Origin of the sequence: Pseudomonas frigoris (genome assembly GCF_047758635.1) — a bacterium.
Taxonomy (GTDB): Bacteria; Pseudomonadota; Gammaproteobacteria; order Pseudomonadales; family Pseudomonadaceae; genus Aquipseudomonas; species Aquipseudomonas frigoris.
This window is the reverse complement of sequence record NZ_CP180479.1, coordinates 2,426,747-2,445,283: the sequence shown is the minus strand read 5'-3', so window position 1 is coordinate 2,445,283 and position 18,537 is coordinate 2,426,747. Positions and strand designations below refer to the sequence as shown.

Genomic DNA, 18,537 nt, shown 5'->3' with positions numbered 1-18,537 from the left:
CTTTATGCCGTTGCTGTTTGTAACACCTGCGGATTGGCGTGGAAAAACACGTGTTCGCGAATTGGTCCTACGGCGACCTCACCGATTTCCTCATAGCCCTGACGCTTATAGAACTCCAGATAACGAGGATTCCCAGTATCGAGGATCACACCCTCGGAGTGTTCATCCACCGCGCACCAGTTGTGCACCGCTTGCAGCAATTGTTCACCAAAGTGCTTGCCCTGAAATTGCGGATGCACTCCCAGCAACGGCAGCAGGTGCACCGAGTCGGACGGCACGCAAGCCATCACGGCATCGTGATACTCGAGATAGCGTCGGGTGCAGCGAAAGCCGGTGCTGAGCACCATGCGCAGACGCCAGGCCCAACTTTCAGTGATGCCCAGGCGACGTTGCGGCGGCGCGATCAACGCGATGCCGATCAACCGGTCGTTGACCAGCAGGCCGATGGCCGGCAAGTCCTGAAGAAAGTGTTGTTTGACCAGTTCGCGCACGGTGGCACGGACCCGCTGTTCATAACCGGGACGCTCCGCTTCGAACAGGTAGCCGAACGTCGGCTCATGCCGGTAAGCCTGGTACAACAGCGAACGTGCTTCGCGGGAATAGCCGCTGTCGAGCATGTGAATATCGGCGATGACGGTCGAGGTTTCGGGCATAACGGTAGATCTCCCCTGGGCGAGGCTCAAAAAGGCCTCGTTCTTATTGGTACGAGCCTTGCGCGGTCGTGATCGTTCCCACGCCCCCAGACATTAGCAGCGCATTTGGACTACTGCCACGCTAGCCCCATTCCTACATGTCAGCTAGCATCGCCCTTTTGCCAGGACTGCCGACCATGAAGATCGTCTCCTTCAACATCAACGGGCTGCGCGCTCGCCCCCATCAGCTGGCGGCGCTGATCGAAAAGCATCAGCCAGATGTGATCGGACTGCAGGAAACCAAGGTTCACGACGACCAATTCCCTCTGGCCGAGGTTCAGGCGCTGGGCTATCACGTGTATTTCCACGGTCAAAAAGGTCATTACGGCGTGGCCCTGCTCTCGCGTCAGGAGCCTCTCGCGCTGCACAAAGGTTTCGCCACCGATGAAGAAGACGCTCAGCGCCGCTTCATCTGGGGCACGTTCGCGGATGCCAATGGCGTGCCGGTGACCATCATGAACGGCTATTTCCCACAGGGCGAAAGCCGCGATCACCCGACCAAGTTCCCGGCCAAAGACCGCTTTTATAACGATCTGCAGCAATTACTGGAAAGCCAGTTCAGCAACGATCAGCCGCTGGTGGTAATGGGCGACGTGAACATTTCCCCGGAAGACTGCGACATCGGTATCGGCCCGGACAACATGAAACGCTGGCTAAAAACCGGTAAATGCAGCTTCCTGCCGGAAGAACGCGAGTGGATGGCCCGTTTGAAGAACTGGGGCCTGGTGGACAGCTTCCGTCACTTGAACCCGGAGGTGGCTGACCGTTTCAGCTGGTTCGACTACCGTAGCCGCGGTTTTGAGGATGAGCCCAAGCGTGGGCTGCGGATTGATTTGATCATGGCGTCCCATGGGTTGTTGCCACGCGTGAAAGATGCGGGAGTGGATTACGAACTGCGCGGGATGGAAAAACCATCGGATCACGCGCCGATCTGGCTTGAATTGAACTAGAAGCAAAAGATCGCAGCGTTCCGCAGCTCCTACAGGGTGTACGCCGCCCCATTGTAGGAGCTGCGGAACGCTGCGATCTTTTGATCTGTCATCTTTCGGACATCTTACTGACTTATTCTCCCGGCACTTCCTTTGGCTTATAAGGTGCCGGCATGACGCTGCGCGTGTTGTTCCTGTTGATGCTGTGCGCCTGCCTGCCGCTGACAGCTTCGGCTGGCGCGTTGCCGACGCCCGAGGCTGGCCCGGTGCTGCGCATCCAGGGTTCCAACACCATTGGCGCGGCATTGGGCCCGGCGCTGGTTGAGGGGTTGATGCGCGAACAGGGCCTGCTGAAGGTTCACAACGAGGCCCCGGACAACGCCAACGAACTGCGCGTTGTTGGCGAAACCGCTCAGGGCCGTCGGGTCGCGGTGGACATCGCGGCCCACGGTTCCAGCACCGGTTTCACCGCCCTGAAAACCGCCACCGCCGACCTCGCCGCCTCCTCGCGCCCGATCAAGGACAGCGAACGGGCAGACCTCGCACGCTTGGGCGACTTTAAAAGCGCCGGCGCCGAGCAGGTCATCGCCATCGATGGCCTGGCGATCATCCTTCATCCGCAAAATCCATTGAGCCAACTCAACACCGAACAACTGGCGCGGATCTTCAGCGGCGAGGCAAAAACCTGGGAAGAACTCGGCGGCACCGGTGGGACGATTCATCTCTATGCGCGGGATGACCAATCGGGCACCTACGACACGTTCAAGGAATTGGTCCTCAGCCGCCGTGGGAAAACGCTGAGCAGCGCGGCGAAACGGTTCGAATCCAGCGAGCAATTGTCCGACGCGGTCAGCCTCGACCCGCAAGGTATCGGCTTCATCGGCCTGCCTTACGTGCGTCAGGCCAAAGCCGTGGCGATTGCCGATGGCCAATCCCAAGCCATGTTGCCGCTAAACAGCCTGATTGCTACGGAAGATTATCCGTTGTCGCGCCGGCTGTTCTTTTACCTGCCGCCCAATGGGAAAAATCCCTGGGCCGACGCATTGGTGGCGTTCGCCCAAAGCAACAAGGGTCAGGCGATTGTCGCGGCCAATGGCTTTATCGCCCAGACCGTCCATGCCATGACGGTCACACCGAATGCATTAATGCCGGAGGGTTATCAGGCGCTCAGCCGTCACGCCCAACGACTGACGGTGAATTTTCGTTTCGAAGAAGGCAGTGCGACGCTGGACAACAAGGCCCGGCAAGACCTGTCGCGGGTGCTCGACTATATAAATCAGCACGAGAAAACCAATCGGCAGGTGACGCTGGTGGGGTTTGGCGACGCCAAGAGTGATCCGGCGCGGGCCGATCTGCTGTCGAAACTGCGCGCCATGGCGGTGCGGCGGGAACTGGTGAAAAGCGGCGTGGTGTTACGCGAGATTCGTGGTTTTGGCGCCGAGATGCCAGTGGCGGCCAATAGCGCGGATGAGGGGCGAATCAAGAATCGGCGGGTTGAGGTTTGGGTGCATTGATGGTGTGTGTGTGTGTGTGTGTGTGTAGCAGCTGTCGAGCCTGCGAGGCTGCGTTCGGCTGCGAAGCAGTCGTAAAATCAGACGATGCGGTGTTTCAGGGAGACCGCACATATAGGCTTTACGACTGCTGCGCAGCCGAACGCAGCCTCGCAAGCTCGACAGCTGCTACAGGGTGCAAATCAGCCAAGCAGCTTCTGCAACTGCGCCGTGGTATCCACCGCGCCCATCGTCTTGGCTGCATCCAGCGCAGAGACGCCATTGGCGTCCTTGGCTTTCGGGTCGGCGCCTTTGCTGATCAGGTAGTCGACGATTTCGACGCGATTGAACATCGCCGCCATCATCAGCGCTGTACGGCCATCGAAGGACGAACCTTCCACTTGCGCGCCGCCTTCAACCAGTGCCTTGACCACCGCCAGGTCACCCTTGAACGCCGCGCCGGCAATCGGGCTCTGGCCGTTGTCGTTGCGGATTTCCGGGTCGGCCTTGTGTTCGAGCAGGACTTTTACGGTATCCACATGGCCGTGGTAAGCGGCCAGCATCAGCAAGGTGTCGCCCTTGTGGTTACGCAGGTTCGGCGGCAGGCCCTTGGTCAACAGCGCAGCCATCATGGCCGCATCGCCCTCGCGCGCCTTGTTGAATACCTGTTCGGCAAATTCAGCGGCTTCTTCGGGGGTCATCTGGCGGCTTTGGTCTGACATTGGGCACTCCACGTTCTGTTATTCGCAAAGCCGACAGTTTCCCGAGCAGCCCCGAGGCTGTCACTTCTTTTTTCTCATGGAAGGCCATAAGCACATTCAATAGCGCTGCATTCAATAACGAAAAGCGCCGCCGTGAATATCCGCCAGCAACTGCGGAGTGACCTGCACGTATGTCTGGGTCCCCGGCAGCCAGGCGTAGATCGGATCATCGCCAGTTTTGCCGGGGTCGAAGGCTTCGTCCTTGAGGCGGGTCTTCTGGTATTTGAAGGTGCCGGTGGTCTCCATTTTCACCTTCACCCGCAGGAACAACGGCACCGCATAGGCGGGCATTTGCTCACGGGCGAAAGCCAGCAGTTCACTGAAATCCAGGGTCGCCAGGGACTCGGCTGGCGTAATCGCCGCCATCCCCGCACGCCCGTTGGTGTTGCGGATTTCCACGCCGTAGGCCACGGCTTCGGAAATATTCGGGTGTTGCAAAAGGATGTTTTCGACTTCGGTGGTCGAGACGTTTTCGCCCTTCCAGCGGTAGGTATCACCCAACCGGTCAACAAACTGCGCGTGACCAAAACCGATGTTGCGCAGCAGGTCACCAGTATTGAAATAACGGTCGCCCTTCTCGAACACGTCGTGCAGCACAACCTTTTCGGTCTTCTGCGGATCGGTGTAGCCGTCCAGGGGCGCCTTGTCGTTGATCTTCGCCAGCAACAGCCCCTGCTCGCCTTTGGCAACCTTGCGCATGAAGCCCTTGGCATCCCGAATCGGCTCACCGCTGTCGTGGTCGTACGCCGCCAACTCCCATGACATCAGGGAAAAACCGACGGTGTTATCAAAGTTGAGGATGTTGGTGAAGCCGATGTTGCCGTCGCTGGCGGCGTAGAGCTCGCAGATGTGATTCACCGCAAAACGTGTCTTGAACTCGCCCCACGCGCCGGGGCGCAGGCCATTGCCGATCATCTTCGTCACGCGGTGCTTGCTGTCGTCGGCGCTGGGCGGTTGATCCACGAGGTAGCGGCACAGTTCGCCGACGTAACCGAGGGTGGTCGCGCGGTACTTGCGCACATCGTTCCAGAATTGACTGGCGCTGAACTTGCGGCGAATGGCAAAACCCGAGGCGCCACTGATCGCCGAGCCCCAGCACACGCACAGCCCGGTGGCGTGATAGAGCGGCAAGGTGCAATAGACGACATCCTCCGGGCGCATATCCAGGGCGATCAGCCCGAAGCTTGCGGAGCTGCGCATCCAGCGGCCGTGCTTGAACACCCCGGCCTTGGGCAAGCCGGTGGTGCCCGAGGTGTAGATATAGAAACAAGGGTCGTCGAAAAATACCTGCTGACTGCTGGCAGGGTTGTCGCTGGAGCTGTCGGCACTGGCCGTCATCAGGTTGATGAAGCCGTCGGGCGCAATGCCGGGATGGCTGAAGGTGTCTCGATCAGCGACGAACCAGGTGCGCGCCGCGTCGATCGACACCCGTTCGCGAACCGCCGAAAACGCCGGGACCAGCTCTTCTCCGACAATGATCGCCGCGGGTGCCACCAGGTTCAGGCTGTGAGCCAGGGTATCGCGGGTTTGCGAGGTATTGAGCAAGGCACTGATCGCGCCGACCTTGGCCACCGCCAGAATCGTCACCAGCAGTTCCGGGCGATTCTCGATAAAGACCGCCACCACATCGCCCTTGCGGATGCCTTGGGCAATCAGATGATGGGCAATGCGATTGGCCCATTGGTTGACCTGAGCATACGTCAGCGCCACCTCGCCCTGCAGCAATGCCGGGCCATCGGGATTGCGCAACGTCGCTTGTTCGAAGCTCCAGCCCAGGCCACACGATTGGGTCGGGTCCTTGACGTTGGCGGCTTTCATGCCCTTCACCACGCGAGGAATGGCTTTGGCAATGGAAGGCAGTTTGCGGAGCATCATGCCCCAGGTAATCGTGTCGTGCGGCGTGCGGCTCATGGTTGCTCCCGGTCGATCTTTTTATTGTTCGGGCGGCGTTGATTGAGGCCGAAAATACGTCAGCGGTTCCTGAGCTGTACACGCGGTTTTTGAAATGATTTGTATCCACGGCTGCGGCAATTGAAATCGTGAGCCTGCGCCGGGCAAATGGTTCCATCGAATCGATGTCGACCACGCAAAATGCAGGATGCACGATGGCCATTCATGCAGATTGCACGAAAGTGCTAAAGCACTGAAAAACTAACTAATTGATATATAAGGGCTTTTTAAAAATCAGGTGCTGGCACAATCACTGCAACTACCTCTGCATGCTTGCCATTCAAGAGCTAACGGAGCTGATAGACATGAACCTGATCCAAGAAAAATTTTCGTCCCTGTTCTCCAACTTCGAAGTGACCACCCAGCCACGTCCGGACGGCGGCATTCTGCTGACCTTGAGCAGCACCGACGGCAAAGTCTTCAAACGCTCGATTTCCTACCAGCAATTGCATGCGGGTGATCAGCTTTCCTGGGTGATCAGTGCCATTCGCCGTGACATCGCCGAACAGGCCAGCGAACTGCCGCAGATTTCCATGCTGCAAAGCCAGCAGCGGTTTGCCCTGCCGACGTATCACTCGGCTTAAACCGTTCCGATGCTGTAAACAAACAGGCCGTGAGAGCTTTCGCTTCACGGCCTGAGTTGTTTCTGGAATCCCGCAATCCCCTGTGGGAGCGGGCTTGCTCGCGAAAGCGGCATTTCAGGCAACATCAATGTTGAATGTTAAACTGCTTTCGCGAGCAAGCTCGCTCCCACAGGTTATGTGTTATATGCCTTAAAACGTCGAAGGATCGATCCGCGCAAAACTGTCGACGGTCACATGCCTCGCCAGCTCTCCGCCTTCACGTGCCAGCCCGCACGTAGCCATTCCCGCCGTACGCGCCGCGTCCAGTTCCTCAACGATGTCGGACAGAAACAGGATCTGCGAAGCGTCCAGGCCAATGGCCTGGGTAATGCGCTCGTAGGACTGCGCTTCACGCTTGGGCCCCGAGGTGGCGTCGAAATAGCCGCTGAACAGTGGTGACAGATCCCCCGCTTCCGAGCAGCCAAAGATCAGCTTTTGGGCCTGGATCGAACCGGACGAATAAACAAACAGTTTGAAGCCGTCCTGATGCCAGCGTTTGAGCGCTTCAACGGCGTCCGGGTAAACGTGGCCTTTCAACTCTCCGGCCTGATAACCCTGTTCCCAGACCATGCCTTGCAACGCTTTCAGCGGCGTGGCTTTGCGGTCTTCGGCTATCCAGCTCAAGAGGATCTCGATGACCCGCTCGACGTCGGCGCCTGGTTCATTGTTGTCCCGGCGCACGGCGGTCAGTTGCTCGGCAACATCCGCACGCTCGGCGTGCTGGCGAACGAAATCCGGCAGGTGTTTGGCGGCGTAGGGAAACAGCACGTCGAACACAAAACTCACCGCGCTCGTAGTGCCTTCGATGTCGGTGAGAATCGCCTTGATCGGCATCACCTCAGTCCTCAAGACGCGGGAAGCGGCTGGCGATGTCATCGCCGGTGAAGCTGGCTACCCAGCCTTCAGGGTTGTTGAACAGGCGGATCGCAATAAAGTGCGGATGTTCGCCCATATCGAACCAGTGCGGGGTGCCGGCCGGTACCGAGATCAGGTCGTTTTTCTCACAAAGCACCGCGTAGACGTAATCGTCGATGTGCAGGGTGAACAGCCCACGGCCGGCGACGAAAAATCGTACTTCGTCTTCGCCATGGCGATGTTCGTCGAGAAACTTGGCGCGCAATTCGGCTTTTTGCGGGTGATCGCTGTTCAGGCTTATGACGTCGACGGTGATGTAACCGCGTTCGGTCATCAGCTTGTCGATTTGCTCCTGATACGCGGCGATCACTTCTTCCTGACTGGCGCCGGGCTGGATTTTCGCCGCGGCTTGCCAGCGGTCGAAACGCACGCCCTGCTCGGCCAGGGTCGAGGCGATGTCTTCGAAATGCGTCAGCACCTTGTTAGGCAAATCAGGGCTTGAGACGTGGTAAACGGACAGGCTGCTCATCAGGGCAACTCCTTAACGGTTCATGCTTGGCGGTTCATGCTTGACGGTTCAGCTTTTTATGGTTCAAGAGTGAGCGCATCTTCAACTCGCACTCGAACAAAAATTCAAAGGCCTCAATCTGCCGCAGCGCATCGCTCATGCGCGCGCCCCAGGTGTAGAGACCGTGGCCGCGGATCAGGTAGCCGACGCAATCGGGATGCGCTTCAAGCCAAGGCTGCACCTTGGTAGCGAGGCGCGCAATGTCCTGGTCGTTATCGAAAATCGGCACACGTATCCGGGATTCGTGGGTCGACACACCGCTGAAGGCTTTTTGCAGTTCGTAGTCTTCGAACTCGATGAAGTCTTGCGACGTCAAGCGCGACAGCACCGTGGCGTTCACCGAATGCGTGTGCAGCACCGCGCCGATCTCCGGACGCCAGTTGTAGAGCTGGGTGTGCAGCAAGGTTTCGGCGGACGGCTTTTTGCCCGGTTCCAGGCTATTGCCCGACAGGTCGATGGCCAGCACATCGTCGAGGCAGAGTTGGCCTTTGTGCTTGCCGGACACCGTCAGCAGCGCTTCAGTCGGCGACAGGCGCGTCGAGTAATTGCTGCTGGTGGCAGGCGACCAGCCGCGGCCATACAGAAAACGCCCGGCATCGATGATTTCCTGGACGAGTTGCTCACGGGTGAGGCTCATGGCCTGTCCTCTTGCATACGTGTGGCAATGATAACGGCAGCCGCCAGGGCTGCGAGACTGGCAATACTAAAGGTCAATGTGGCGCCGAGGGCATTCCAGCTATAGCCGGAATACAACGCGCCCAGTGCGCCGCCGGTGCCGGCCAGTGCGGCGTACAACGCCTGACCCTGCCCTTGCTGGCGCGCGCCGAAGCTACGTTGCACGAACTGGATGGCAGCCGCGTGAAAGCTGCCGAATGTCGCCGCGTGCAGTACCTGGGCAAACAACAGCACCCAAAGGAACTCAGCGAACGAGCCGAGCAACAACCAACGCAACGCCGCCAGCAGAAAACTCGCCAGCAACACCCGACGCACAGAGAAACGCGCGAGGATCTTGCTCATGGCCAGAAACATCAAGACTTCGGCGACCACACCGACCGCCCAGAGCACGCCGATCAGCCCACGGCTGTACCCGAGTCGCTCCAGGTGCAAGGTCAAAAAGGTGTAATAAGGACCGTGGCTCATCTGCATCAGCGCTACGCAAGCGTAAAACGCCAGCACCCCGGGATTGCGCAACTGCTTGAGAAAACCGTCCCCCTCCGGTCGTTCACCCTGAACCGGTTGAGCGTTGGGCACCCACAAACTGCTGACCACGATCCCGGCCATGATCAGCACCAGCGCCACCGGATAGATATCCAGACTCAACCATTCGAACAACCGGCCAAGCGCGACCACGGTGATGATAAAACCGATGGAACCCCACAGGCGGATCTGACTGTAACGGTTAGTCTGGCCCTGCAAGTGCGCCAACGTGATGACTTCGAACTGCGGCAACACCGCGTGCCAGAAGAACGCGTGTAACGCCATGACCATCGCCAGCCAGGCGTAGGTCTTGCTGACAAAGATCAGCGAAAACGTCAGCAGCGTGCAGACCGCACCGAAGCGCACGATGGCCAGGCGTTGCCCGGTGTAATCACCGAGCCAGCCCCAGATGTTCGGCGCCACGCAGCGCATCAGCATCGGGATCGCCACCAGCTCGCCGATGCGCGCGCTGGAAAAGCCCAGGTGATCGAAGTACAGCGCCAGAAACGGCGCTGTCGAACCGAGCAAGGCGAAATAGAACAGATAGAAACTGGAGAGCCGCCAGTACGGGAGCGCCGCCACCGTCATCAGACCGCAGCGGCTGTGAGGTCAGTCATTAAAGCTGACCCAGCACCGGCGTGCTCACGCGCACGTCCAGGTTCTGCCCACGGTGACGCAACAGGTGATCCATCAGCACGATGGCCATCATCGCTTCGGCGATCGGTGTAGCGCGGATGCCGACGCACGGGTCATGACGCCCCTTGGTGACGACTTCCACCGGATTGCCATGGATGTCGATGGAACGGCCCGGCGTGGTAATGCTCGAGGTTGGCTTGAGCGCCAGGTGCGCGACAATCGGCTGACCCGACGAAATGCCACCCAAAATGCCGCCCGCGTTGTTGCTGAGAAAACCTTGCGGGGTCATTTCATCGCGGTGTTCGGTGCCGCGCTGGGCAACGCTGGCGAAACCGGCGCCGATTTCCACGCCTTTGACCGCGTTGATGCTCATCAGCGCATGGGCCAATTCGGCGTCAAGGCGGTCGAAGATCGGCTCGCCGAGGCCCGGCATTACGCCTTCAGCGACTACGGTGATCTTCGCGCCAACCGAATCCTGGTCGCGGCGCAACTGGTCCATATAGGCTTCCAGCTCTGGCACTTTGTCTGGATCAGGGCTGAAGAAAGCGTTCTCTTCCACCGAATCCCAGGTCTTGAACGGGATTTCGATCGGGCCGAGTTGGCTCATGTAGCCGCGAATGACGATGCCCTGAGTGGCCAGGTATTTTTTCGCAATCGCACCGGCGGCCACGCGCATGGCCGTTTCGCGGGCCGAACTGCGACCGCCGCCACGGTAATCGCGCTCGCCGTATTTGTGGTGATAGGTGTAGTCGGCGTGGGCCGGGCGGAACAGGTCCTTGATCGCCGAGTAATCCTTGGACTTCTGGTCGGTGTTGCGGATCAACAGGCCGATGGGGCAACCGGTGGTGCGCCCTTCGAACACGCCGGAGAGGATTTCGACTTCGTCGGCTTCCTGGCGCTGGGTGGTGTGGCGGCTGGTGCCGGGTTTGCGGCGATCCAGGTCACGCTGCAGATCCTCCAGAGAGATCTCCAGGCCCGGCGGGCAGCCGTCGACAATGGCGACCAACGCCGGACCATGGCTTTCGCCCGCGGTGGTGACAGTGAACAGCTTGCCGTAGGTATTGCCGGACATGCAGGACGCTCCGTGAATTCGAACCAAATACGTAATGCGCGCCAGTATACGCAGGCTACCCAACTAGTTCATCCTCGAACCTTATGGGTGCCTGCGAGTCCAACCGGCATCTTGTTCATGATGGCGTGATGATGCTGCGAGTTATAGCCTTGAGCCTTACCCTGTTTACCGGCTTTGTTCAGGCCACTGTCCTGCAACGCCCGATTACTTTGGACACCGGCACTGGTGAGCTTTTCGGCTCGCTGTTGCTGCCCAAGTCCGACACGCCGGTACCGGTTGTCCTGATCATTTCCGGCTCCGGTCCTACAGATCGTGACGGAAACAACCCCGACGGCGGACGTAACGACAGCCTCAAGCGTCTCGCTTGGGTACTGGCCAAACACAACATCGCCAGCGTGCGTTATGACAAACGCGGCGTGGCGGCGAGTCTTGCGGCGACCCCGGATGAACGCAATCTTTCGGTTGAAGCCTACGTAGCGGACGCCGAGGCCTGGGGCCGCAAGCTCAAAACCGACCCGCGCTTTGGCCAACTGATCCTGCTGGGCCACAGCGAAGGCGCCTTGATCGCCAGCCTCGCGGCGCCAAGCCTGGATGCCGCCGCGGTCATCTCCATGTCCGGCAGCGCCCGGCCGATCGATCAGGTACTGCGCCAGCAATTGAGCAATCGCCTGCCGCCGCCGCTGATGCTGCGCAGCAATGAACTGCTCGATAGCCTCAAGGCCGGCCACACCGACGACAACGTGCCGCCGCAGTTGCAGGTGATTTTCCGCCCGAGCGTGCAGCCGTATCTGATTTCATTGTTCCGCCAGGACCCGGCGGCGGCGTTCGCCAAATTGAAGATGCCGGCGCTGATCATCCAGGGCAGCAACGACATCCAGGTCGGTGTCGGTGACGCCAAGCTGTTGAAGGCCGCCAAACCGGACGCCGAGATGGCGCTGATTGAAGGCATGAACCACGTGATGCGCATCGTGCCCAACGATGTAAAACGGCAATTGGCCTCTTACAAAGATCCGCAATTGCCACTGGCGGCTGAACTCGGCAAGCGAATCCTCGGGTTTATTGACGGACTTCGCACCAGCTAAGCGGTGCTAGGGGGCGTTCTCAACTGGTTCTCACGCCGCGTTGTCGCCTTAAAGCGGGCCAGGCAAGGCGCAGGCCGCTGGTAATGGTTGTTCCCTTTCCAAGGCCTGCAACGCAGGCTGGCCCGCTTTAAGGCACAACCCGAAGGGCCGGGCCTGCTGTTGTGCAGGGCTGCGTTGCTCAAAGCTTATTTGGAATGACCAAACCACGCTTCTCGCGCCTTGCCCTGCACAACAGCAGACCCGGCGCGGCGTGAAAACCAGTTGAGAACGCCCCCTGGCCCTCCAGTCCTGAAAAAAACGGCCGATAAGCCTTTGTCGCCAGCGCTATGACTGGCGGCAAGCAGAGCTTGGACAGGATCTCGCCGTTATGACTGATACCCAGACTTCACCCGACACCACTGCTGAAAAAGACGCACCACCAGTGGTCGAGCTGCCGTGGGCGGACGTCCACGCCGAGCACCACAAGATGCTCCGTCTGTCGCCATTGCAAACCGACCGCAACACCGGTGGACGGCCGCTGCGCTTTGTTGAATTCGGTTACGCCGAGCGCAACAACAAGGAACACAGTCTGATGCGCATGAGCATTTCGCTGCCCGGCCAGCGTGTGCGCAAGGAACAGAATCATCTGGACGTGTGGGTCGATCACGCCACCAGGCGCGTGCATTTCGGGCCTGACAGCGGTTTGCAGATCGAACCGATGAACCGTGGTATCGGTCGCTTCATGGCCGCTCATGGCATTACCTGGGCGAAAAAAAGATGGCCCGGCTACACCGTCGACGGCACAGACCTGAACAACAAGGATGCGCTGAACGAAGACACTCGCCTGCGCCGCGATCACTTTTTGCGGATGCATGGTTTCGACGTGATCTATGCCGACGCCCAGCATTTGAAGGGCAGCGTCAAAGAGGTGCGGGTCGGCGACCTGTTGGGTGACTGGAGCACGGAAAAATTGCAGGTCGTGGAAATTCTTGAGGCGGCTCAGATGCTCCAGCAAGCCGAGCAAAATCTGGCCGAGCAGGAAGTCAAACTCAAGAAACACGAAGAAAAAGTCAGCAAGTACAAGCGCGAAGACGCCGGGCTGCGCTTTACCATTACCTGCCTGGTGGCGTTTGCGGTGTTTCAGGCGGGGTTGCTGATCTGGATTGCCACGCACCGGTAATCGGTGTCGAACCCAAAAAGATCGCAGCCTGCGGCAGCTCCTACAGGGTTATGTGTACACCTGTGTAGGAGCTGCCGCAGGCTGCGATCTTTTGCTTGTAAGGGTCAGACGCGAGAAGCAAACAGCGCCTGATGATCGCGGCACTGTTCCGCCGTCAGCATGAACACGCCATGCCCACCGCGCTCGAAATCAAGCCAGGCGAAGTCGACTTCCGGGTACAGCGCGTCGACGTGAACCTGGCTGTTGCCCACTTCGACAATCAGCAAGCCCTTCTCGGTCAGGTGATCCGCCGCTTCGGCGAGCATTCGACGCACCAGGTTCAAACCATCATCACCGCAGGCCAGGCCCAACTCCGGTTCGTGCTGGTATTCGTCCGGCATGTCGGCGAAATCTTCCGCATCGACGTAAGGCGGGTTCGACACGATCAGGTCGAAACGCTGACCCGGCAAACCATCAAATCCGTCGCCCTGAACCGTGTATACCCGCTCATCGACGCCATGACGCTCGATGTTCTGGTTGGCCACTTCCAGCGCTTCGAACGACAGATCGGCCAGTACCACTTCGGCGTTCTGGAACTCGTAGGCACAGGCGATACCGATACAGCCGGAACCGGTGCACAGGTCGAGAATTCGCGCAGGCTCGGCGCCCAGCCACGGCTCGAAACGTTTTTCGATCAGCTCGCCAATCGGCGAACGCGGGATCAATACGCGCTCATCGACAATGAACGACATGCCGCAAAACCACGCTTCACCCAACAGGTAGGCGGTAGGAATGCGTTCTTCGATACGGCGCTTGAGCATGCGTTGCAGCTTGACCAGCTCGTCTTCTTCCAGATTGCAGTCGAGATAGCTGTCGGCGATTTCCCACGGCAAGTGCAAGGCACCCAACACCAACTGACGCGCTTCGTCCCAGGCGTTGTCGGTCCCATGGCCGAAAAACAGATCCTCCCCATGGAAGCGGCTGACGGCCCAACGGATATGGTCACGCAGGGTACGAAGTCGGGAAGTGATCACGGGGCAAACTCCAAAAAAAACGACTGGCGATTCTAACAGCCAGAACGCGTCTCGACGACGCGGGAAAACTACCGGGGCAAATGTAGGACTATTCTATTTTTTCGACTGGCTATTGAACAAAACGAGCCTATTGACAAGGCTGCGAGCCAGCAATGACGGTGCCTACGATGGTAGCGATTCACAGAAGCGCTCAGCCAGAGGACAATGTCGCAAAAGCCCCACTCAAAGGAGCCCCAGAATGTCCGTTCCAAAAACGATGTTTCAACTCAGCGGCCGCGGTTATGCAGCTGCCGTTCTGAGCCATGCGACCCTTGTCATCATCGATGCCCAGAAAGAATACCTCAGCGGCCCGTTGGCCTTGAGCGGCATGGATGCAGCCGTCGCGAACATCAAGCAACTGGTGGCCGCTGCCCGTGCAGCCGGCCGGCCGATCGTCCATGTCCGCCACCTCGGCACCGTCGGTGGGCTGTTCGATCCACAAGGTGAGCGCGGTGAGTTCATCCCGGGCCTGGAACCACAGGGCGACGAAACCATCATCGGTAAATTGCTGCCAAGTGCGTTCCACGGCACCGAACTGCTGGAACGCCTGCAGAATCTCGGCTCGCTGGACCTGATCGTGTGCGGTTTCATGAGCCACTCCAGCGTCAGCACCACGGTGCGTGCCGCGAAGAACCTGGGCTTTCGTTGCACGCTGGTGGAAGACGCCTGCGCGACTCGCGACCTGCCTTACAAGGGTGGCGTATTGAGCGCAGACCACGTACAGCAGACCGAAATGGCGATCATGGCGGACAACTTCGCCACCCTCGCCCTGACCCAGGCTCTGATTTGATCAACGCTCGATGAGCGGTCCATGCCGCCGCTCATCCGCAAAAGCCTATCATTTACTGTAATTGTCTTAGCCTCAGGAACATCCCGGTCAACTCCCGGTCGAAGGGCCGATACCCATTGAGGAAGGTCGGAATGAAGTTATCCGATGGTTTTGACGCTCGCCGCTTGCGGCCCAAAGGCCAACGCAACTGGCGTTTTCGAATCGGCGCGGCATTTGCTGCCTTGCTGTCGATGTGCGGTGTGTTGCTGGCGATGGCAGGCATAGCCAGCCTGCTTGGCCACGCGCCCGCCCTGGGCGAGTTGAATACCAACCGGGTCGGTTCGGCAGTGATTCTGGCGATTGGCCTGTTCGTGCTGTACCTCGGCGTGTGGCTGTGGCGTCGCTGCCGTCGCCGCTCGCGGCAGTCGCAAGAGCTGAACATCTCCCCGCATTTGATGAAAAAGCATGACTGAGCCGAGCGTTGCGCGTTTTCTCGCGCCCCATTCGTCTCGAGTTGGGTAAACTGGCCGCCCTTCGCGGAGGCTGACATGCAAGACGACGATTTTTCCCTGTTCAAAAGCGCGATCCAAGGCGTCAAGCCGATCAAACACGATCGCGCCGAAACCGGCAAACCCAAAGCTGACCGCGCACAAATCGCCAAGTTGCGACAAGCCGCCACCGTACGCACCGATGCCACCACCGTTGACGGGCTGTCCGATCAGTTCGTTATTGATGTTGGCCCGGAAGACGAGCTGATGTGGGCGCGTGACGGCGTTCAGGAAAGCCAGATGCGCAAGCTCAAGATCGGACAGATCCCGTTCGAAGGCAGCCTCGACCTTCATGGCATGAACGTGGAAAAGGCCCGGGAAACCCTCTGGGCGTTTCTGGCTGAAGCGACCAAATTCGAAATCCGCTGCGTGCGCGTCACCCACGGCAAGGCCGTGCGTCTGGACGGCAAGCGGCCGATGATCAAAAGCCACGTCAACACCTGGCTGCGCCAACATTCACAAGTGCTCGGCTTCACCTCGTGCCAAGCGAAACACGGCGGCGCCGGAGCGGTTTATGTGATGCTCAAACGGACCATGATGGAAGGTCGCGACGAATAGAGCTGTCGCCTAGCAAATTATCGGGATAACGATTTGCAATGATATGGGAGCTCCCGTAATACTCCGCAAATGGAATTTAAAGAACGACTCAAAGCAGCCCGCCAACACGCCAAGCTCAATCAGACCGAGCTTGCCGAGCGCGCAGGCCTGACGCAAACCTCTATCTCCGACCTTGAGCGCGGGAAATCGAAGGCAACAGCCTTTGCTGCCCAGATCGCTTCAGCGTGTGGCGTTTCACCGATGTGGCTGGCTGAAGGTGCCGGTGACATGCTTAAAGGGGTGTCCGATGCTGTTCCGTTGAATCGCATCCCTCCAAGCGTTTCAATGTCAGACATCCAGCCTTGGGACGACAGCACGCCCCTGGATGACGATGAGGTTTATGTCCCCTTCCTGCGTGAAGTTGAACTGGCAGCCGGCTCAGGCCGTTTCGTGATCTCAGAAAGCGACAGCGCCAGGCTGCGCTTCTTCAAGAAAGACCTGCGTCACAACAACGTGCAATTCAGCAACGCCAGGTGCGTGGTGGTGAGCGGAAACAGCATGCTCCCGGTACTGCGCGACGGCGCTACCGTTGGCATGAACGTCGGAAAGAACTCGTTGGGCGACATCGTCGACGGCGACATGTACGCGATCAACCACAACGGCCAGCTCCGCGTGAAACAGGTCTACCGACTGCCCAGTGGGATCCGCCTACGCAGTTTCAACCGTGACGAGCACCCGGACGAGGACTACACCTTCGCCGAGATCCAGGAGCAGCAGCTTGCGATCCTGGGTCATGTCTTTTGGTGGGCGATGTATTCGCGGTGAACTGAGTTGCGGTGATTCGACGCCCATCCAAAAGCCCGCCAAGCGCGTAATGCTGTTCACTTAAGAAAAGTTTGGGATGGGATGGGATACATATCCATTTCTGCGGTAGCGGCTGCTGGCGGTTTCGCTTTTACAGCGAGTCACTTGGAAATACGGAATGCCGCCCAACCCCAAGTAACCAAGGGCTCTTGCCCCGCCATTCGGTGCCTCGCTCAGGCTCGGCATGCCCTCACTCCGGCATTGCTCCGGGGGCCCACCGCCATCGGCCATCCATGGCCGGGGGCGGCTACCTCGGCATCCATGCCGAGGTGCCCCCTGCGCAACGCCTGCGTTCGGCCTCTGGAAAAGGGGCGGCAGATCTGAAGCCAAAGCAAAGCAACGGCAACAGCAACAGCAACAGCAACAGCAACAGCAACAGCAAGATCAAAAGATCGCAGCCTCGCTTCGCTCGACAGCTCCTACAGGGAAATGCGTTCACTTGAAGTCAGGCCGGCCGGTAGGCCGCCTCGCTTTGGCGTTTGCGGTGCACGCCCCCTCGAGAGGCCGAGTGGAGGTTCTGCGCAGTGGGCAACCCGGCATGGATGCCGGATTAGCCGCCCCCGGCCATGAATGGCCGATGGCGGCGGGCCCACGGAGCAGGACCGGAGCGCGGGCATGCCGAGCCTAAGCGAGGCACCGAACGAAAGGGGCAAGAGCCCTTGGTTACTTGGGGTTGGGCGGCATTCCGTATTTCCAAGTGACCCGCCGTAAGGGCGGAACCCTAGGCCGCCGTGACCGCAGAAACGGATATGTACCCCAACCTTAAGTGAACAGCATTACGCCAAGCGCGGGCTTTTTTTGTACCTGAAATATAGACGCGGAATAAAATATGGGAATGCCCATTGACACAAAATATGGGAAAACCCATATTTGCATTCAAGCCAACGGGAAATCGATCGGAAGCTGCCAGGCATCACTTCTGCCCATTCACTGAGTGGGCAGTGGGATGTAGGCCTGCATCAAACGCAAGGCTCACCAGAGCAAAAAGCGACATCAATGGACTGAGGCAAAAACCATGACTGTAGACATCAGCAACTTCACCATCGCTACCCCGCTTCCAATCTCCGACACCAACCCGATTGCGCTTGAGCTCATCGGCTGGCGTGCACTGATCGAATGCCCCGACGTCATCTCAATGCTTGACGATGGTTCGCTGCAGATGACGGCGCCGACACTTGGAGCCTCGAGCAAGAGCACGCTACGAACCCGCTGCGAGTGGAAGGAGCCAGGTTACTGGCTGTTCTCCAGCGCAGCGGACCACTGGAGCCGACAAGAAATGCGGCTGACGAAGGTCAATTCGCTACAGAAAGTCGTGATCGGCCAGATCCATGTGAAGGATTCAGAGCGACCTCCGGTAAAGGTGTTCTGGAACAAAGGAAAAATCACCATGGGGTTCCGAACCAGTTACCTGCAGGACGATCCGGTCAACTCGACGATTTTGGAGAACGTGCCGCTCGGTGCACTTTTCAAAATCAACATTCACGCCAACTCGAGCGGCGCCGTCTCTGTATCGGCTAGTTGTAACGGCGTCAAATCCACTTCCGCGATCATGCGCCTCGACAACACGTGGGACACGAAAACTCTCGCCTTTCACGGCGGCGTGTACAACCAGATCGATTACTCCGACACCACCGACCCGCTAGACGGTTCTGTCTGCATCATCAGCGATCTGTCGATCACTCACGCCTGATACGACCTGCTCGGCCTGATGAGCAATACAGGCTTCAGGGAAGCATCACTGCTGCACCTTGGC

The 18,537-nt window shown here is 59.0% G+C and carries 19 protein-coding genes; 10 read left to right on the top strand and 9 right to left on the bottom strand.

Annotated elements, in window-relative coordinates:
• Positions 1–2: 2 nt before the first annotated feature.
• Positions 3–653, bottom strand: a complete 651-nt coding sequence (locus ACMXYH_RS11080) for a GNAT family N-acetyltransferase (protein WP_046047485.1) — start codon at positions 651–653, stop codon at positions 3–5.
• Between the two features lie 176 nt (positions 654–829).
• Here ACMXYH_RS11080 and xthA point away from each other — a divergent pair, with 176 nt between their 5' ends.
• Together xthA and ACMXYH_RS11070 are read left to right on the top strand one after the other, a co-directional pair.
• Positions 830–1,642: an exodeoxyribonuclease III gene (gene xthA, locus ACMXYH_RS11075; protein WP_415767084.1), complete on the top strand. Its 813-nt coding sequence runs from the start codon at positions 830–832 to the stop codon at positions 1,640–1,642.
• Positions 1,643–1,794: 152 nt separating this feature from the next.
• The gene (locus tag ACMXYH_RS11070; protein WP_415767083.1) at positions 1,795–3,135 is read left to right on the top strand and encodes a substrate-binding domain-containing protein; all 1,341 of its coding nucleotides are present in this window, start codon (positions 1,795–1,797) and stop codon (positions 3,133–3,135) included.
• A gap of 179 nt (positions 3,136–3,314) precedes the next feature.
• Here ACMXYH_RS11070 and ACMXYH_RS11065 read toward each other — a convergent pair whose 3' ends face one another.
• Both ACMXYH_RS11065 and ACMXYH_RS11060 read right to left on the bottom strand, forming a co-directional pair.
• Positions 3,315–3,833: an ankyrin repeat domain-containing protein gene (locus ACMXYH_RS11065; RefSeq protein ID WP_129436934.1), complete on the bottom strand. Its 519-nt coding sequence runs from the start codon at positions 3,831–3,833 to the stop codon at positions 3,315–3,317.
• 111 nt (positions 3,834–3,944) lie between these two features.
• Complete coding sequence (locus ACMXYH_RS11060; RefSeq protein WP_129436935.1) at positions 3,945–5,783, bottom strand: long-chain-acyl-CoA synthetase; 1,839 nt, start codon at positions 5,781–5,783, stop codon at positions 3,945–3,947.
• 344 nt (positions 5,784–6,127) lie between these two features.
• Between ACMXYH_RS11060 and ACMXYH_RS11055 the strand changes: the two genes are divergently transcribed.
• The gene (locus tag ACMXYH_RS11055) at positions 6,128–6,406 is read left to right on the top strand and encodes a DUF3509 domain-containing protein (protein WP_102615552.1); all 279 of its coding nucleotides are present in this window, start codon (positions 6,128–6,130) and stop codon (positions 6,404–6,406) included.
• Between the two features lie 189 nt (positions 6,407–6,595).
• Here ACMXYH_RS11055 and mtnC read toward each other — a convergent pair whose 3' ends face one another.
• Genes mtnC through aroC form a run of 5 tightly spaced genes read right to left on the bottom strand, consistent with a single transcriptional unit; the run spans position 6,596 to position 10,773 of the window.
• Positions 6,596–7,279: an acireductone synthase gene (gene mtnC, locus ACMXYH_RS11050; RefSeq protein ID WP_415767082.1), complete on the bottom strand. Its 684-nt coding sequence runs from the start codon at positions 7,277–7,279 to the stop codon at positions 6,596–6,598.
• Positions 7,280–7,283: 4 nt separating this feature from the next.
• Complete coding sequence (locus ACMXYH_RS11045; protein WP_134422688.1) at positions 7,284–7,829, bottom strand: 1,2-dihydroxy-3-keto-5-methylthiopentene dioxygenase; 546 nt, start codon at positions 7,827–7,829, stop codon at positions 7,284–7,286.
• 34 nt (positions 7,830–7,863) lie between these two features.
• Positions 7,864–8,505, bottom strand: a complete 642-nt coding sequence (locus ACMXYH_RS11040; protein ID WP_415767081.1) for a methylthioribulose 1-phosphate dehydratase — start codon at positions 8,503–8,505, stop codon at positions 7,864–7,866.
• Positions 8,502–9,653 (bottom strand): MFS transporter, encoded by a 1,152-nt coding sequence (locus ACMXYH_RS11035; protein ID WP_415767080.1) that lies wholly within the window; start codon positions 9,651–9,653, stop codon positions 8,502–8,504. The genes ACMXYH_RS11040 and ACMXYH_RS11035 overlap by 4 nt, the downstream gene beginning before the upstream one ends.
• Positions 9,654–9,681: 28 nt before the next feature.
• Positions 9,682–10,773 carry a chorismate synthase gene (aroC, locus tag ACMXYH_RS11030; RefSeq protein ID WP_046047494.1) on the bottom strand — a complete coding sequence of 364 codons (1,092 nt, stop codon included), beginning with the start codon at positions 10,771–10,773 and terminating at the stop codon, positions 9,682–9,684.
• Between the two features lie 83 nt (positions 10,774–10,856).
• Here aroC and ACMXYH_RS11025 point away from each other — a divergent pair, with 83 nt between their 5' ends.
• Positions 10,857–11,855, top strand: coding sequence for an alpha/beta hydrolase (locus ACMXYH_RS11025; protein ID WP_415767079.1), 999 nt, complete (start codon positions 10,857–10,859; stop codon positions 11,853–11,855).
• Positions 11,856–12,222: 367 nt separating this feature from the next.
• Positions 12,223–13,014 (top strand): hypothetical protein, encoded by a 792-nt coding sequence (locus ACMXYH_RS11020; protein WP_415767078.1) that lies wholly within the window; start codon positions 12,223–12,225, stop codon positions 13,012–13,014.
• 104 nt (positions 13,015–13,118) lie between these two features.
• Here ACMXYH_RS11020 and prmB read toward each other — a convergent pair whose 3' ends face one another.
• Positions 13,119–14,027: a 50S ribosomal protein L3 N(5)-glutamine methyltransferase gene (gene prmB, locus ACMXYH_RS11015; protein WP_129436943.1), complete on the bottom strand. Its 909-nt coding sequence runs from the start codon at positions 14,025–14,027 to the stop codon at positions 13,119–13,121.
• A 238-nt stretch (positions 14,028–14,265) separates the two neighbouring features.
• On the opposite strand from prmB, the gene ACMXYH_RS11010 reads away from it, so the two are divergent.
• The 5 genes from ACMXYH_RS11010 to ACMXYH_RS10990 all read left to right on the top strand — a co-directional run bounded on the left by ACMXYH_RS11010 (position 14,266) and on the right by ACMXYH_RS10990 (position 18,474).
• On the top strand, positions 14,266–14,856 hold the full coding sequence (locus ACMXYH_RS11010) for a cysteine hydrolase family protein (RefSeq protein ID WP_129436944.1): 591 nt from the start codon (positions 14,266–14,268) through the stop codon (positions 14,854–14,856).
• 131 nt (positions 14,857–14,987) lie between these two features.
• Positions 14,988–15,308: a hypothetical protein gene (locus ACMXYH_RS11005; protein ID WP_033057147.1), complete on the top strand. Its 321-nt coding sequence runs from the start codon at positions 14,988–14,990 to the stop codon at positions 15,306–15,308.
• A 75-nt stretch (positions 15,309–15,383) separates the two neighbouring features.
• Complete coding sequence (locus ACMXYH_RS11000) at positions 15,384–15,941, top strand: Smr/MutS family protein (protein WP_056740389.1); 558 nt, start codon at positions 15,384–15,386, stop codon at positions 15,939–15,941.
• Positions 15,942–16,010: 69 nt separating this feature from the next.
• The gene (locus tag ACMXYH_RS10995; RefSeq protein ID WP_129436947.1) at positions 16,011–16,745 is read left to right on the top strand and encodes an XRE family transcriptional regulator; all 735 of its coding nucleotides are present in this window, start codon (positions 16,011–16,013) and stop codon (positions 16,743–16,745) included.
• A gap of 1,054 nt (positions 16,746–17,799) precedes the next feature.
• Positions 17,800–18,474, top strand: a complete 675-nt coding sequence (locus tag ACMXYH_RS10990) for a polysaccharide lyase family 7 protein (protein ID WP_134421391.1) — start codon at positions 17,800–17,802, stop codon at positions 18,472–18,474.
• Positions 18,475–18,537 lie beyond the last annotated feature (63 nt).